Source organism: Qipengyuania pacifica, assembly GCF_019711555.1.
Classification (GTDB): domain Bacteria; phylum Pseudomonadota; class Alphaproteobacteria; order Sphingomonadales; family Sphingomonadaceae; genus Qipengyuania; species Qipengyuania pacifica.
This window is the reverse complement of the sequence record NZ_JAIGNQ010000004.1, coordinates 148,620-162,971: the sequence shown is the minus strand read 5'-3', so window position 1 is coordinate 162,971 and position 14,352 is coordinate 148,620. Positions and strand designations below refer to the sequence as shown.

The window sequence follows — 14,352 nt, the reverse complement described above, 5'->3', positions numbered from 1 at the left end:
GACGCACGCATCATGCCGACGATCAGACTGGAGGCATTCACGGACGGCGTTCTCGCGATCGTGATCACCATCATGGTCTTGGAACTTGGCGTTCCGCAGGGTGACTCGTTAGCCGATCTTGCAGCGGTTGCGCCCCTGCTGCTGGCCTATATTCTCAGCTTCCTAAATGTCGGCATCTACTGGAGCAATCATCACCACCTGCTGCAGGCCGCAGACCGGATCGATGCCCGGGTTCTGTGGAGCAACCTGGCGTTGTTGTTCTTCCTCTCGCTGCTGCCATTCACCATCCGCTGGCTCGACAGCGCCGGCTTTGCAGCCGGTCCTGCAGCGGCGTACGGCGTGATCCTGACGCTTGCCTCGGCATCGTGGATCGCGACCCGCCACTTCATTATCGATCTGGAAGACGCCCAGTCTCCTGTGCGCGACCTGCTTCAGGGGGACCGCAAACCCTTCTTCAGCCTCGCCGCCTACGCCACTTCCACTGCGCTTTGTCTGGTAGACCCATGGCTGGCCATCGTGGGCTACACGCTCACGACAGGCGCATGGCTGATCCCCGATAACCGTCTAGCGATGATCGTAGCCCAGTCTCGCAAGACACCGCCATGCTAGTCTGCGCTTCGGTGCGAAAATTGGCAAATGGGCGCGGTCCCCAACGGACCACGCCCATTTTTATTAGTTCAGGCCACGTCGACCAGAACGATTTCCGCGTCTTCGATTGCAGTCACCGTGATGATATCGACGTCCGCGATGGCTGCGCCGTCACGCGCGCCGACCCGTACTCCGTCGATTTCGACGGCACCCTTCGCCGGGACCAGATAGCCCTTGCGCGTTTTGCCGAGGCGGTACTCTGCCGTTTTCCCCTTCGCCAGTGTGGCTCCGACCACGTGGGCGTCGGCCCGGATCGGCAGCGCATCGGTATCGGCCGGATCGCCACTCGCCAGAGTGATGAACTGGCCTGCACGGTCCCCTTTGGGGAAGGGTTTGGCCCCCCAATTAGGGGCGTCGCCAGTGCGGCTCGGAATAATCCAGATCTGAAATATCTGGGTCACTTCGTCTTCCAAATTGTATTCCGAATGGGTTATGCCCGTTCCCGCGCTCATCACTTGGACATCGCCCGCTTCGGTTCGGCCTTCGTTGCCCATATTGTCACGATGGGTAATCGCGCCTTTTCGGACATAGGTAATGATTTCCATGTCGTTGTGCGGGTGTGTAGGAAATCCGGTCTTGGGTTCGATCGTGTCGTCGTTCCAAACCCGCAGGTCGCCCCAGTGCATCCGGTTTGGGTCATAATAGCTCGCGAAAGAGAAATGGTGCTTGGCGTCGAGCCAGCCATGATTGGCGCCGCCCAGTTCCTGAAAAGGTCGAAGTTCGATCATGGTCATTTCCTTCCTTCTTGCCGGCGATCTGCGTCGGCTTCGGACTTCGAAATAGGTCGGATATCATTGCGGAAAAACTGTGATAAAACACGCCAATTTGTTCGAGAATGTTGAATAGATGACCGAGCCTGGCACCCCTACCTTCGATCAGATCCGACTGTTTTTGGCGGTCGTGGAGACAGGCAGCTTCGGTGCTGCCGGACGCAAGCTCAACCGGGCGGTGTCGGTCGTCAGCTACGGCGTAGGCAATCTCGAGGACCAGTTGCAGATCCGCCTGTTCGACCGGGTCGGGACACGCAAGCCCACACTGACGCGCGAAGGTGCGGCAATTCTGGCGGAGGTCCGCGCCCTCGATCACGGTATCGACGCACTAAAGGCCAAGGTTCGCGGGCTGCTCCAGGGGCTCGAGGCCGAACTGAGCATCGCCGTCGATGTAATGCTGCCCTCCGGCGTCCTCGCCCGCGTGCTGGAAGATTTCAGAGCTTCGTTTCCGACTGTGGCACTGCGCCTAAATGTCGAAGCGCTAGGTGCGGTTACGGCCAAGGTGCTCGACGGAAGCGCGAATTTCGCGATCAATGGACCGCTTACAGTTGGGCGCGAGCGCTTGGAGGTGTTGGCGGCAGGCGCGGTGCCTCTTGTACCCGTCGCGGCTCCCCAACACCCTCTTGCGCGGCCAGGCCCCCTTTCCGCCGGTGCCGCGCGAGAACATGTGCAACTCGTGCTGACCGACCGTTCTCCGCTCACCGAGGGGCAGGACTACGCGGTCCATAGCCCGCGTACATGGCGGCTTGCGGATCTGGGCGCCAAGCACGCGTTGCTGCGACAGGGCATCGGCTGGGGGAACATGCCGGTGCCCATGGTGGAAGAGGACCTTGCGGATGGCCGTCTGGTTCGTCTGGTGCTGCCGGAATATGGCGGCGAAATCTATCCGCTGCACGCCATCTACCGTTCGGATACGCCGCCCGGGCCGGCTGGGGCATGGCTTCTCGATCGGTTTGTCTCCGCGCTCGCATGATCGGGTTCAGCGCCCGAACAGCTCGGGCAGCCCGCGCGGCTGACACCGCAGATATTGATTAGGCGCCACCACCGACGCGCCGAGCGCAGCGGCGGCATGCCATGGCCAACGTGGATTATATAACATCGCTCGCGCCAACGCGACGAGATCGGCATCTCCGTTTGCCACGATCGCTTCTGCATGGCTTGGCTCGGTGATTAATCCCACCGCTACGACAGGGGCCGCAACTTCCTGCTTGATCGCTCGGGCAAAAGGCACCTGATAGCCAGGATGAAGCGAAATCTGCTGCCGCGGATCGAGCCCGCCGCCAGACACATGGATCGCATCGGCGCCATGCTCTTCGAGCGCCTTGGAAAGCGCGATCGATTGTTCAATATCCCATCCGCCCGCAACCCAGTCGGTGGCCGACAGACGGAAGGTGACGGGCCGACCCGAAGGGAATACCGCGCGCACGGCATCGAACACTTCCAGCGGGAACCTCATGCGGTTCTCCAGAGATCCGCCGTATTCGTCGTCCCGCCGGTTCGCTAGCGGGGAGAGGAACTGATGCAGCAGATATCCATGCGCGCCATGGAGCTGGATGGCGTCGATACCGATATCCGCGGCGCGCTTGGCGGCAGCCCCGAAGTCATCGCGCAAAGTGGCGAGGTCGCTCTTGGAGAGCATCTGCGGCGCATGTTGGTCGGGGCGAAAGGCAAACGGGGAGGGGGCAACGGTTTGCCATCCGCGTTTGTCCTCTACAGGTATTTGTTGACCGCCAAGCCATGGTTTTTCGGTCGATGCTTTCCGACCGGCATGGGACAGCTGCACGGCAATCGGCATGTCGGACCAGTACCGAACGTCGTCGAGAACGTCGGCCATTGCTCGCTGCGTTCTGGCATCCCAGAGACCGACGTCGGCGTGGCTTATGCGACCTTCCGGCGTTACCGCCGTCGCCTCGATCGTCAGCGCCGCAGCACCTGACAGTGCAAGATGGCCGAGGTGAATACGATGCCAACTCGTCATCTGCCCGTCGACGGCCGAATACTGGCACATGGGTGCTATGACGATGCGGTTGGCAAGTGAGAGACCACCCACACACATTGGCGTAAACAGATTCGGTTCCGACATGACGACGTTGGTTCCTTCGGGTTCGGGGCTTGGGCCTTGAGCTGCACCGCCTATACTTGTCCAGCGCCTCACGGTGTGTGGCCCAAGTTCGCATTAATTTAAGACAAAGCAGCGCGGAGCGATCCAATCCGATCCTCAGTGAATAGCACAGAAGGCTCCTGAAACCTCGTCCCATATCGCAATGGAGAATCGACATGCCCTTCGCCACCGCCAAAGACGGAACTGAGATTTTTTACAAAGACTGGGGAAGTGGCCCGGTCGTCTTCTTCAGTCATGGCTGGCCGCTCGATGCGGACATGTGGGATCAGCAAATGGTGTTCCTTGCCGAGCAGGGCTATCGCGTGATCGCACATGATCGCCGAGGCTTCGGGCGGTCTGGACAGCCTTGGTCCGGCTACGATTACGACACCTTCGCGGATGACATAGGAACCATCCTCGACACACTCGATGTCTTTGACGTGACTCTGGTCGGCTTTTCCATGGGCGGCGGCGATGTTGCACGATACATTTCCCGAAGCGGCGGCAAACGGGTGACCAAGGCATGTCTAACATCTGCGGTGACGCCCTATTTCATCAAAGCTGACGACAATCCCGACGGTGTGGAGCTGCAGGTATTCGATGGCATTCGCGATGGGCTGCGTAAGGACCGCCCCCAGTTCCTTCTTGATTTCAATCCCGTTTTCTACGGGGCACCAGATGCCGTGTCCGAAGGAATACAAGCGCAGATGTCGCAGATTGCCTTCATGGCCTCGCTTAAGGCTACGCTCGACTGCGTCGGCGCTTTTTCGCAGACCGATTTTCGGCCGGACCTGGCCGCCTTTACCATGCCCACGCTGATCATTCATGGTGACAACGATCAGGTCGTGCCGATTGCGACTTCCGGTCAGGCAGCGCATGCCGCGATCCCGCATTCGGTCTTCAAGGTTTACGAAGGTGCGCCACATGCACTGACGTTTACTGAGCAGGAACGTTACAATGCTGATCTTCTGGAGTTTCTCCAGAATTGATCTTGCGTCGAGGTGCCCCTGTCCCGCCCCGATGGCGCCTCGCAGCCGGCCAGCCCAGACAATGGGCTGGCCGGTTTCCCGTGTTTTGAGGTTTTCTGCCATGACCGTGAATGACCGCCATGCGAGCGATTTTGGCCCCCAAGATGGCGATGAGCCGCTATCGCGTTGGCAAATCCTTGCGATGGCCGCAGCGTGCGGTGTGGCAGTTGCGAACATCTACTACAACCAGCCCATGCTCTCTATCCTCGAACGCGAGTTCGGTCAGGGCGCGGTGGTGCTCGTACCGACAGCGACACAACTGGGCTACGCGATGGGCCTTCTGTTCCTTTTGCCGCTGGGCGATTTGTTCGAGCGGCGGCGGCTGATTGGCATACAGTTCTCCGCCTTGGCCGTAGCTTTGGTGTGTGCGGCTCTCGCGCCGGGAGCAATTACTCTCGTAGTCGCGTCTTTCGTCGTGGGGGCCGCTTCGACCGTTGCTCAGCAGATCGTTCCGCTGGCCGCGCATCTTGCGCGGCCAGACCGGCGCGGAGCTGTACTGGGCATTGTAATGGCAGGGCTACTGTGCGGAATTCTGCTGAGCCGTACGTTATCGGGATTTGTGAGCCAGCATCTCGGTTGGCGTGAAATGTTCTGGTTCGCTGTGCCGATCGCGCTTGTTGCAGGGGCCGTGATGGTGCGCATTCTGCCGCACAGCCTTCCGAAGGGAAAACTCGGCTATCTCGCTCTGATGCGATCGCTCGGTGCTATTTGGCACGAATTCGCCCCGCTGCGCAGGGCATCGCTGACGCAGGCTCTCATATTTGCGGCCTTCAGTGCGTTCTGGACGATACTCGCCCTACATCTGCACGAACCGCCTTACAATTACGGTGCCCAAGTGGCGGGCCTGTTCGGCATCGTGGGGGCTGCCGGTGTCCTTGCCGCCCCTCTGGCGGGACGGATAGCCGACCGCCGCGGCCCACGTCTGGTAATCCTGATTGCGTCTGCGATGGCGTTGGTTTCGTGGCTCGTGTTCGCTAGTTGGGAAACGGTCATTGGCCTAGTGGTGGGTACAATTCTCATCGATTTTGCCAGCCAGAGCGCACTCGTTTCCCACCAGCACATCATCTATGCACTGCGGGCCGACGCCAGGGCGCGCATCAACACCATCTTCATGAGCTCCATGTTCCTCGGCGGTGCATCCGGGTCGGCGCTGGCGACCTGGGCCTGGAGTGCTAACGGCTGGCTCGGCGTATGCTTGCTGGGTGCCGCGCTGAGTGTCTGCGCGATTGTGCGCGCGGCGATCACACGCGGAGTGGCATAGAAGCCCCATTTTAACTCTCGATGCCACCCTATGTTGGTGTTTGCGAACACTCGAAAGGGTTGGCCAATTTGCCCCTGCCGGGGCTGCACCCATTCGAGCAAACCTGCGATCTTTGAACTGTGAGCCGGACGCTTCGCCGGACCTGTTCAAGGAGCAAGGTGTGCAACAGGTAATTCTACTGAACCGACAGACGGGATGGCCGTTCGAGACTGCGGCTGCGGCACAGCTGATTGTAGGGATCGGGCGTTCACTGGAGGCCGATCCGGGCCTGGCACGCTATTACTTGCGGTGTCTGGCCGAGATGGTGACCGACGACGAAGTGCCTTCCGCGCTGTCGAATATTTTGCCGGAGCGCCGGCCCGGCTACGAGGCGGGGGCACAGGGCGGGCTGGCGAGTTGGCAGATCAAGCGGGTCATCCAGCACGTGGAGAGTGAGCTGGAGAACGCATTGAGAATCGAGGACCTGGCCCAACTTATCGATCTCAGCCCAGGGCACTTCTGTCGAACATTTAAGGTTAGCATGGGCGAAACCGCGCATTCGTTCATCATCCGGCGCCGAATCAGACGCGCCCAGATACTAATGATCGAAACGCGAAGCTCATTGTCGCAAATTGCATGTTCATGCGGGTTGGCAGATCAGGCACACCTCACACGTTTGTTCCGTAAGATGGTCGGGGATACTCCGATGAACTGGCGACGTGGCAATCAGATACCTGGCTGATTTTCGAGAAGTTTCGGCGAGGGGTGATACTCCCGGGCGAGCCTCGTCCAGTTAGGAAATGCGTTGAGTACCGAACAGGCTCTGCGTCATCGGCAATCGATGCGCGCCGGGATCGAGATAACCAAGTCCAATCCGATGCCGCCAGCCATGGCCCCCGGATAGGGATCAGATAAATCCAAATCTTGCCTCGATCTGCCAAGCTGACTTTCCTTCATGCGCCCATGCCACGACGATGACCGTTGGAAAGCAGGGCTAAACGCATGGGTCCGACCAAATGCTTGAGCACACGCGCGTAGACCTGATGTATGGGTGACGCAGATGCTGACGCAAGCACGCCTCCGCGTGATTCCCATTCCCCCAAGCTTGTTGGGTTATTCGACGATGTGAGTTTCGAGGTTCAAGCGGGCAATTTCGTGACGATCGCCGCCGAGTTATGCATAGTGGGATTGTTCACTCGACAAGCCGCAGCGATGTATTCCGGAGGTGCGCTTTCGGATCTCGAAACGGCGCTGAACGGTGCGCTCTCCGCTTTGCGAAAAAATAAACTCTATCGGGGCGAGTTGGGAGACAAGCTGCTGCTTTCCTCCCCCCCACCGCCATTGGCCGCTCGCGCAATCCTGCTTCTCGGTCTCGGTGAACCCGATGCCTGGAATTCCGGAGTGGCTGAGAAAGCCGCAGCGATCGGCATGCTTGAAGCGCTGCACCTTGGTGTGAAGAGCGCCGTTTTCGCACCTTGTCTTAAGGAATGCGGACTTGAATCCACCGCTAGCGCCGGTTCTGCCGAGAGAGCGCTGGCAGGAGCCAGGAAAGCTCTGAAATCCGTGTCTGCGAATGCACCCAGACCCGCGCTTCGCCGGTGGATATTCGCCGAAGGCATGGAGTGGATCGATATTACGTTCGATCAGTTGTGGGCGGCCGCCGCCAAGCTCGATGTGCGATGATGCAGCGAGCTATTACTGTTCCCACAACACTTCGCGAAGATTGCTAATAGCCCTGACGGTTTCCGTTTAACCAAGGACGATAAAGCGATAAGTATCGGTACACAGACGCCAGCAACGTTCGCGCGAAGAGACCGCCAATGTCATGCCTCCCTGAAACATCCATCCGTATCGTCGTCGCCGATGATCACCCGATGCTGCGTGAAGGTGTCCAGGCTGTCATCGAGGGTGAGGACGACATGGAAGTCGTGGGCGAGGCCGCGACGGGCCGCGAGGCGGTTGAGCTTTATCGCGAACTGCAGCCCGATCTCATGTTGCTCGATATTCAAATGCCCGATCTCGATGGGGTCGCCGCGATCCGGCAGATCCGGTCGGAATTTCCCGAGGCTCGCCTGATAGTACTCACCACCTACTCGGGCGATGCACGTGCTATGGAAGCGTTGCGGGCCGGAGCCTCGGGCTACTTGCTAAAGAATAGTCTGCGACGGGAATTACTCGATGCGATGAGGTCGGTGCACAATGGCGGTAAACATCTGAATGCCGAAGTTGCCAGTCAGATCGCAGTCCACATCTCAGATCAGGCGCTGACCTTTCGTGAGCGGGAAATCTTGCAGTTGGTAGCTCAAGGAAATTCCAACAAACAGATCGCGCATCGGCTCAGCCTGTCCGAAGACACGATCAAAGGTCATATGAAGGTAATCTTCGCCAAGCTAGGGGCATCGGACCGCACGCACGCGGTAACGCTGGCAGCGCGGCGCGGAATGATTGCGATTTAGGGATCGGACGCGTGTGCTTCGGTTCCGTACCCGGCGGCATGTCCCGATGAACCTGCGTAAAGCGGTCTTCGCATTGCTGGTGAGCGTCGGGTTGGTGCTCTGCGCACCGACCCTCATGCATGCCGAGCAAAAGCCACTTGGTATTTCTCGCCAAGATCTCACGCTCGCGCATTACAATCACCGCGCATGGCGTTTGGTCGACGGGGCTCCGCCCGATATATGGGCGCTGGCGCAGGCGCCCGATGGCTTCCTATGGCTAGGCTCGGGGTCCGGCATTTATCGGTTCGACGGACTGGTCTTCGAGGAAATCCGCCTGCGGTCCGGCCAATTTCCTTCAAGCAATGCAACCGCGCTCCTTATTGCGCCCGATGGGGCTGTCTGGATCGGTTATTTTACAGGCGAGATATCCCGCCTTCATGATGGCCGCATGACCAATTTCTCTCATTCGGATTCGGTCGTGGAACAGCTTGCCCAGGATCGGGACGGCTCGATTTGGGCAGCCCGGAGCGGGACGCACGGTGGGCTTTTCCACTTTGATGGTAAGCGATGGAAGCGGATCGGCAAGCAACAAGGCGTTTCAGGCGGAACGGCCTACAGCGTCCTCGTGGCGCGCGATGGAACGGTGGTGGTGGCGACAGAAAGTCAGGTCCTTATGCGTCGGCCTCACGGCGTTCGATTCGAAGTCGTAGGTAACAGCCGGGGCGTCTCGCGGCTGGCGGAGGCGCCTGACGGGAAAATCTGGGTTTCCGGCGATGTACGTCGAACGACTCGCGCCGCGGGTATGCCCGGTTTTGCTGTCGTTCCCGGCTCGGCCAGCCCGACCGATCGTGCGGATCGTATGATCTTCAGCCACGATGGCTCGCTTTGGCAGACGAATTTCGGCGGGGGCGTGGCCCGGATCGGCCGCCTTTCTTCGCCTGGCGCAGCTCCGATGATCGAACGCTTCATGCCCGAAGACGGGCTGACTTCTCCGGTCGCCGTGCCTGTTCTCGAAGACCGCGAGGGCAATATTTGGATTGGCACAAACGTCGGGCTCAACCGGCTGAGGCCTGTTAGTGCTGTAACCGTCCTGAAAGTCGGCGAGGATTCTGCCCGGACCTTCAGGTTGACGGCAGCAAACGACGGGATCGTCTACGTCGCGAGTGGCAGAATGCTTTACCGTGTCGTCCCTGAGGGGGATCTCGAACTTTTGAGAAAATTGCCGGAACCGGTCGGGTTTCTGGAAGCCGACGGGCAGGATCTTGTCATCGGGCAAGGGAATTCGATTGTTCGGCTCGCGAAAGGCAGTATCGTTCGCCCACGATATCCTCCAGCACCCAGCGAAATCGTATCTTGGGGTGCGGATGCGCAAGGTCAAATCTGGATAACTGCGGACAACTTCGGCGGCTACCGATTGAGTCCAGGTGGCTGGGTTGCGGCGAGCCTCGCAGACCAGAAACTGGCAGGGCGGTTCGTGTTTTCGCATACCGTAACCAAGAGCAGCGACTGGCTCTACGCGCAGGATCACCTGCTGCGTCGCGTCGGCCCACTGTTCGAAACTGTAACGACCAAGGGCCCGGGAATTGGCCACATCACCATCGTATCGGAAGGTCGCTCCGGGCCCCTGGTTGGCGGAGAACTGGGCCTCGCGAGATTAGGCCGTTCGCACTTCCAGACGATTTCCGCCGCGCGCGAACCGGCCCTCAGGGGCATCAGCGGGATCCTGCAGACGCCGGATTGCGAAGTCTGGATAAACGGGGTGCGCGGGCTCCTTCGAACCACTTGCGACGATCTGAAGATTGCTTTTGACGATCCAGGCAAGCGTCTCCGTTACAAGCAGTTTAGCGCCGCCGACGGCCTTCCCGGGGTCGCGCAGCAGAATGGCAATGGATCGACTCTGACTCGCGGGGGTGACGGCCGAATCTGGATCGCCAACAACCTCGGGGTTGCATGGATTGATCCTGCGCGGACCATCACCAATCGCCTCCCGCCACCGGTCCAGATCAGGAAACTCGAGGCGAATGGACGTATTTTTGCAGACGTTGACCGGGTCGAACTGCCTGCCGGCACTCGAGATGTCCGCATCGCATACGTAGCGCCAAGTCTCGCCGCCTCGGAGAGGATAATCTTTCGCTATAAGCTCGTCGGGGTGGACCGCGATTGGGTCGAGGCGGGAACGCGGCGCGATGCCTTTTATGCCAACCTTCCGGCGGGGAAGTGGCAATTCCAAGTCATCGCCGCGAACAATGATGGCGTTTGGAACAAGCAGGGAGATAGCTTGTCCATCTCCATAGCTCCGCAATATTATGAAACCACGTGGTTTCGTTTGCTCTGCATCGTGTTGGTACTGGCGACTGTCTGGCTTCTCTACAACTGGCGCGTCCGCCAGCACCGCAGCCACGCGCGTGATCTGGCGGAAGCCCAACTGGGTGAACGCGAACGAATTGCACGAGAGCTGCACGATACGCTCTTGCAAGGTGTTCAGGGCCTCATGCTCCGGTTCCAGGCGGCAACGAATGCAATGTCGCCAGGGTCGCGGGAGCACGTGCTTGCGGAGCGAGCGCTCGAAAGGGCCGACGACCTTATCATTCAGGCTCGCGATCGTGTTCGTGGACTTCGTGCCAGGGAGCGCTCGGGAGAACTGGTTTCACTCATGGAAGAGCTGGCGGCGCAATATCGTAGCGATGGTCTGTCCGTTTCAATTTCGTTCCAAGACAGGCTCGAGCCGCTGGCGCCGGAGCTGGCTGAGCAGGTATTGGCAATCGTCGCCGAAGCTTTGGCGAACATCCTCCACCATGCGCAGGCCAGCGAGGTTACAATAGAGATTGATCGCGGCCGCACGCACCAGACAGTTGTGATTACGGACGATGGTATCGGTTTTCCGATAGAAGTCATTGCCGATAGCGGGCGTGCCGGCCATTTCGGTATCCAAGGAATGATGGAAAGGGCTAACGCTTTCGGAGGATGGCTGCGCATCGAGAATTCGGCCGAATTGGGCGCACGGGTCGTTTTGGGTATTCGTTTGAGCCCGTTTAAAGGTTGATGAGAACCTTCGACTATCTAGCAGAAACTATGCTCAATTCGGGGGTATAAGTGGGGGTAACGCTGGGTGATGTATCTATTAAAGTGAAGCTAAATTAACGCATTCTAAGATAAAATCGAATCCCTCCCTCTCCGCCATAATTTCACGCATTTGCTAGTGTCGCTCACGAACAGCGCAGCTGTGAGGCGTTATCAGCTTTGGCTCTTTCGCAGAGCTGTTGTGGGGTACTGAGGCCGTTTTTCAAATGGTCGGGATACTCCCAGCAAGACACTGCCAGCGTTTGCGTGAGCATTTTTCATAATCACAGTGTCGGCCTATTGTAATTTTTTTGCACGCTGTTATATGAAAATTGCCTGACGTCGTTTGCGACGGATGTTGATTGCCACCGGCCGCGCGAAAGCACGGGGTTGGCACCAGTTCCACTTCATCCAAGTTGGCTCCGCTGCGGAATGCGTCTGCGCGGATTATTTTTGTACGTAAGGATGGTTGTTTGGCGAAGGAAGAGCTCATTACGATGGAGGGTGCGATCGACGAGGTCCTGCCCGATGGACGTTTCGGCGTCACTCTCGATAATGAGCATCGCATTATCTGCTACACGGCGGGAAAAATGCGTCGCTACCGCATCCGATCGGTCGTTGGAGACCGCGTACATGTCGAAATGACACCCTACGATCTCAGCAAGGGCCGGATCGTCTTCCGCGAACGAACACCAGGGCAAGCGCCCGCCGGTGCGCGCAAGCGCGGCTACAGGCGCTGAGACTTTTAAGAAAGTGGCGGGATCAACCTGCCAGCACACAATTAATGAACACAATGAACGTGCGCGATGCGTCGCGCCCCAAGCTTTCGCTGCGCTATGGCGCGACCAATGCTCCGAGCGTGAGCCGTGAGCGAGACATTCCAGCTCCGATTGCGACCACCGAACTGCGACGTCTCGTCGCGACGATGATTGACTGAGCGCCCATCTTATTCGCGGCCGTGCACCAGCATTCCCGCCACAGCAGGAGAACTGACATGGACCTGAACCATCAATACGCCGAGCATCAGCGGGCGCTCATGGGTGCCGGATGCGCGGCGAACGATGATGATCGCCTCGCCAAATTGGCCACGGCGTCCCACATTGCCGGTCGCATCAGCGACTTTCAGCACGGATTGGGTGCTGCGGCAGCCTGTGCCTGGAGCAAGGCGCACTTTGCCAATCCGGTTCCGATAACGGAAACCCCGTAACCCTAGCGTGGCGCGGTCCCAACCCATGCCAAGTCGTTGGCCTCGATCGATGCTTCAGTTTCTTGATGCGTCTCGAAAGAGGTTTCTCCCGGACTTGGGTTGAGGCAATGCCAGCCCCCCTATCCAAGCGGCGGACAGGGAACCGTGATCGGGGCGAGGGCCTGCTAATACCTTGTTAAATTTCCTGGACTTGCTACTTTGTCGACTTTGGAATGGAGTGGGCCATCAAAAATTCGCAAACCGCCGATGCTCCCTCCGCGACCGATCCATTGTCGGACAGGTATCTGGCAGAAGTATGGCGCCGCCAGCAGCAGATTCTCGGTCGCGTCGCATTGGGGGGCGATCGCGAAGCGATACTGTCCGACATTGTCAGTCTGGCTGAAGAACAGACCGGCGATGGCATGCTGGCGTCGATCCTGCTGCTTTCCGAAGATGGAAAACATCTCGAACTGGGCGGTGCACCGAGCCTTCCCGATGAATACAACGCCGCCATCGAAGGCATGGAAATCGGTGATGGCGAGGGGTCGTGCGGGACTGCGGCGGCACGGGGGCGCCCTGTTTTTGTCGAGGACATAGCGACCGATCCGCTATGGGCCGATTTTCGCGAACTGGCCCTGTCTCACGGTCTGGCAGCCTGCTGGTCAGTGCCGATCAAAGCAGGTGACGGAAGCGTTCTCGGCACCTTTGCCAATTACTATCGCGAGCCGCGCCAACCGTCGGATCTCGACCGCGAGATTATCGAGGCAATTGCGCTCACAACATCGATCGCTGTCGAGCGGATCCGCCTCGAACGCATGCGGCATCGCGCCGAAGAGGCGAAGGGGCTTGTTCTCGAAGAGCTGCAGCACCGCGTGAAGAACGCCTTCTCGCTTGCCCAAAGTCTCATCAATCTCAACGTGCCGGCAGCGCTCAGCGCCCGCGATCTGGCAGACAAGGTCAATGGCAAATTGCGTGCCATTGCGTCAGCCCAGGATTTGATCATCGTGCGAAATGCGGCGGGTCGCTCGGATGAAATGACATCCATCCGCACGCTGCTCGCGACGATATTGAGCCCTCTGGGATATGGCGATGTGGATGAGCGCATACGCTTGGCAGGGGATGATCAAACGGTCGATGCGCAGTCTTTGTCGGGTCTGGCCATGGTCTTTCACGAACTTGCCACCAATGCGACGAAATATGGCGGTTTGAAGGACACTTCGGGCGTCGTTTCCATCGAGTGGAATACGGGTCCTGAGGGTTTGAAGATCGAATGGTCTGAAAGTGGAGGTCCTGCGACGGTCGAACCCGAAAGCCAGAACTTCGGCAGCCGGCTGGTGGCTTCCACCATCCGCCAGCTTGGTGCGACCATTGATCATGACTGGCGCAACGATGGGCTTCGCGTGACGATTGTTTTGCCGCGCTAAATTGTTGTCACTGGTTTGAATTCAGTCCGACGACGCCAGCATTTCCTGTATCGCTGTGTGGACCGTGGCCGACGCGTAGGGCTTGGCATAGAATCGCGAACCTTCCGGTAGCGAATCCGTGCTGAGCGAGGCTCTGCCAGACGTCACAATAATGCCGATTTCCGGTCGGCGTTGTGAAACCTCTCGCGCCAGCATAACCCCATCGAGATCGCCCGGCATATGGACATCGGTGAAAAGGATATTGATCGCACTGCCGTCTGACAGCGCATCGAGTGCCTCCTGGCCGTTCGCCGCCTCGATCAGCCTGTAACCAAGAGCGCCAAGCTGATCGACCGCATCCATACGTATGAGGATTTCGTCCTCGACCACGAGGATCACGGTGTCGGGGTTCTGCATGGGGACGATATCCTTCTCGGATAGCCCCTCCGCCTTGTGGAACGACATATCTCGAACGCCTGCG

15 protein-coding genes are annotated in these 14,352 nt (G+C 59.0%); 11 read left to right on the top strand and 4 right to left on the bottom strand.

What is annotated here, in order from left to right; all coding sequences use genetic code 11:
- Positions 1–12: 12 nt before the first annotated feature.
- Positions 13–609: a TMEM175 family protein gene (locus K3177_RS13430; RefSeq protein ID WP_221598653.1), complete on the top strand. Its 597-nt coding sequence runs from the start codon at positions 13–15 to the stop codon at positions 607–609.
- Positions 610–677: 68 nt separating this feature from the next.
- On the opposite strand, the gene K3177_RS13425 is transcribed toward K3177_RS13430, so the two are convergent.
- The gene (locus K3177_RS13425) at positions 678–1,376 is read right to left on the bottom strand and encodes a pirin family protein (protein WP_221598652.1); all 699 of its coding nucleotides are present in this window, start codon (positions 1,374–1,376) and stop codon (positions 678–680) included.
- 118 nt (positions 1,377–1,494) lie between these two features.
- On the opposite strand from K3177_RS13425, the gene K3177_RS13420 reads away from it, so the two are divergent.
- A complete protein-coding gene (locus K3177_RS13420) occupies positions 1,495–2,391 on the top strand; it encodes a LysR family transcriptional regulator (protein ID WP_221598651.1) in 897 nt (298 codons plus the stop codon).
- A 6-nt stretch (positions 2,392–2,397) separates the two neighbouring features.
- Here the strand turns inward: K3177_RS13420 and K3177_RS13415 are convergent, their stop codons facing one another.
- Positions 2,398–3,501 (bottom strand): NADH:flavin oxidoreductase/NADH oxidase, encoded by a 1,104-nt coding sequence (locus K3177_RS13415; protein ID WP_221598650.1) that lies wholly within the window; start codon positions 3,499–3,501, stop codon positions 2,398–2,400.
- A gap of 194 nt (positions 3,502–3,695) precedes the next feature.
- Here K3177_RS13415 and K3177_RS13410 point away from each other — a divergent pair, with 194 nt between their 5' ends.
- The 8 genes from K3177_RS13410 to K3177_RS13375 all read left to right on the top strand — a co-directional run bounded on the left by K3177_RS13410 (position 3,696) and on the right by K3177_RS13375 (position 12,219).
- Positions 3,696–4,508 (top strand): alpha/beta fold hydrolase, encoded by an 813-nt coding sequence (locus K3177_RS13410; RefSeq protein WP_221598649.1) that lies wholly within the window; start codon positions 3,696–3,698, stop codon positions 4,506–4,508.
- 100 nt (positions 4,509–4,608) lie between these two features.
- Positions 4,609–5,808: an MFS transporter gene (locus K3177_RS13405; RefSeq protein WP_247714492.1), complete on the top strand. Its 1,200-nt coding sequence runs from the start codon at positions 4,609–4,611 to the stop codon at positions 5,806–5,808.
- Positions 5,809–5,968: 160 nt separating this feature from the next.
- A complete protein-coding gene (locus tag K3177_RS13400; protein WP_345725408.1) occupies positions 5,969–6,529 on the top strand; it encodes a helix-turn-helix domain-containing protein in 561 nt (186 codons plus the stop codon).
- A 305-nt stretch (positions 6,530–6,834) separates the two neighbouring features.
- Positions 6,835–7,470, top strand: coding sequence for a M17 family peptidase N-terminal domain-containing protein (locus K3177_RS13395; RefSeq protein ID WP_221598648.1), 636 nt, complete (start codon positions 6,835–6,837; stop codon positions 7,468–7,470).
- A gap of 137 nt (positions 7,471–7,607) precedes the next feature.
- A complete protein-coding gene (locus K3177_RS13390) occupies positions 7,608–8,243 on the top strand; it encodes a response regulator (protein ID WP_221598647.1) in 636 nt (211 codons plus the stop codon).
- Positions 8,244–8,289: 46 nt separating this feature from the next.
- A complete protein-coding gene (locus K3177_RS13385; protein ID WP_221598646.1) occupies positions 8,290–11,265 on the top strand; it encodes a sensor histidine kinase in 2,976 nt (991 codons plus the stop codon).
- 490 nt (positions 11,266–11,755) lie between these two features.
- Positions 11,756–12,022, top strand: a complete 267-nt coding sequence (gene infA / locus K3177_RS13380) for a translation initiation factor IF-1 (protein WP_103024406.1) — start codon at positions 11,756–11,758, stop codon at positions 12,020–12,022.
- Positions 12,023–12,066: 44 nt separating this feature from the next.
- Positions 12,067–12,219 carry a hypothetical protein gene (locus K3177_RS13375; RefSeq protein WP_158246642.1) on the top strand — a complete coding sequence of 51 codons (153 nt, stop codon included), beginning with the start codon at positions 12,067–12,069 and terminating at the stop codon, positions 12,217–12,219.
- Between the two features lie 9 nt (positions 12,220–12,228).
- On the opposite strand, the gene K3177_RS13370 is transcribed toward K3177_RS13375, so the two are convergent.
- Positions 12,229–12,411, bottom strand: coding sequence for a hypothetical protein (locus tag K3177_RS13370; RefSeq protein ID WP_221598645.1), 183 nt, complete (start codon positions 12,409–12,411; stop codon positions 12,229–12,231).
- A gap of 290 nt (positions 12,412–12,701) precedes the next feature.
- Between K3177_RS13370 and K3177_RS13365 the strand changes: the two genes are divergently transcribed.
- On the top strand, positions 12,702–13,892 hold the full coding sequence (locus tag K3177_RS13365; RefSeq protein WP_221598644.1) for a sensor histidine kinase: 1,191 nt from the start codon (positions 12,702–12,704) through the stop codon (positions 13,890–13,892).
- Positions 13,893–13,913: 21 nt separating this feature from the next.
- Here the strand turns inward: K3177_RS13365 and K3177_RS13360 are convergent, their stop codons facing one another.
- Positions 13,914–14,336: a response regulator gene (locus K3177_RS13360; protein ID WP_221598643.1), complete on the bottom strand. Its 423-nt coding sequence runs from the start codon at positions 14,334–14,336 to the stop codon at positions 13,914–13,916.
- Positions 14,337–14,352: the final 16 nt, after the last annotated feature.

What these genes read in the sequence shown, in the direction of transcription:
- K3177_RS13395 (WP_221598648.1), top strand. Translation starts at nt 6,835, where the DNA reads ATGGGTGACGCAGATGCTGACGCAAGCACGCCTCCGCGTGATTCCCAT.
- K3177_RS13420 (WP_221598651.1), top strand. Translation starts at nt 1,495, where the DNA reads ATGACCGAGCCTGGCACCCCTACCTTCGATCAGATCCGACTGTTTTTG.
- K3177_RS13385 (WP_221598646.1), top strand. Translation starts at nt 8,290, where the DNA reads ATGAACCTGCGTAAAGCGGTCTTCGCATTGCTGGTGAGCGTCGGGTTG.
- K3177_RS13410 (WP_221598649.1), top strand. Translation starts at nt 3,696, where the DNA reads ATGCCCTTCGCCACCGCCAAAGACGGAACTGAGATTTTTTACAAAGAC.
- K3177_RS13390 (WP_221598647.1), top strand. Translation starts at nt 7,608, where the DNA reads ATGTCATGCCTCCCTGAAACATCCATCCGTATCGTCGTCGCCGATGAT.
- K3177_RS13430 (WP_221598653.1), top strand. Translation starts at nt 13, where the DNA reads ATGCCGACGATCAGACTGGAGGCATTCACGGACGGCGTTCTCGCGATC.
- K3177_RS13425 (WP_221598652.1), bottom strand. Translation starts at nt 1,376, where the DNA reads ATGATCGAACTTCGACCTTTTCAGGAACTGGGCGGCGCCAATCATGGC.
- K3177_RS13360 (WP_221598643.1), bottom strand. Translation starts at nt 14,336, where the DNA reads ATGTCGTTCCACAAGGCGGAGGGGCTATCCGAGAAGGATATCGTCCCC.
- K3177_RS13415 (WP_221598650.1), bottom strand. Translation starts at nt 3,501, where the DNA reads ATGTCGGAACCGAATCTGTTTACGCCAATGTGTGTGGGTGGTCTCTCA.
- K3177_RS13375 (WP_158246642.1), top strand. Translation starts at nt 12,067, where the DNA reads ATGAACACAATGAACGTGCGCGATGCGTCGCGCCCCAAGCTTTCGCTG.
- K3177_RS13405 (WP_247714492.1), top strand. Translation starts at nt 4,609, where the DNA reads ATGACCGTGAATGACCGCCATGCGAGCGATTTTGGCCCCCAAGATGGC.
- K3177_RS13365 (WP_221598644.1), top strand. Translation starts at nt 12,702, where the DNA reads ATGGAGTGGGCCATCAAAAATTCGCAAACCGCCGATGCTCCCTCCGCG.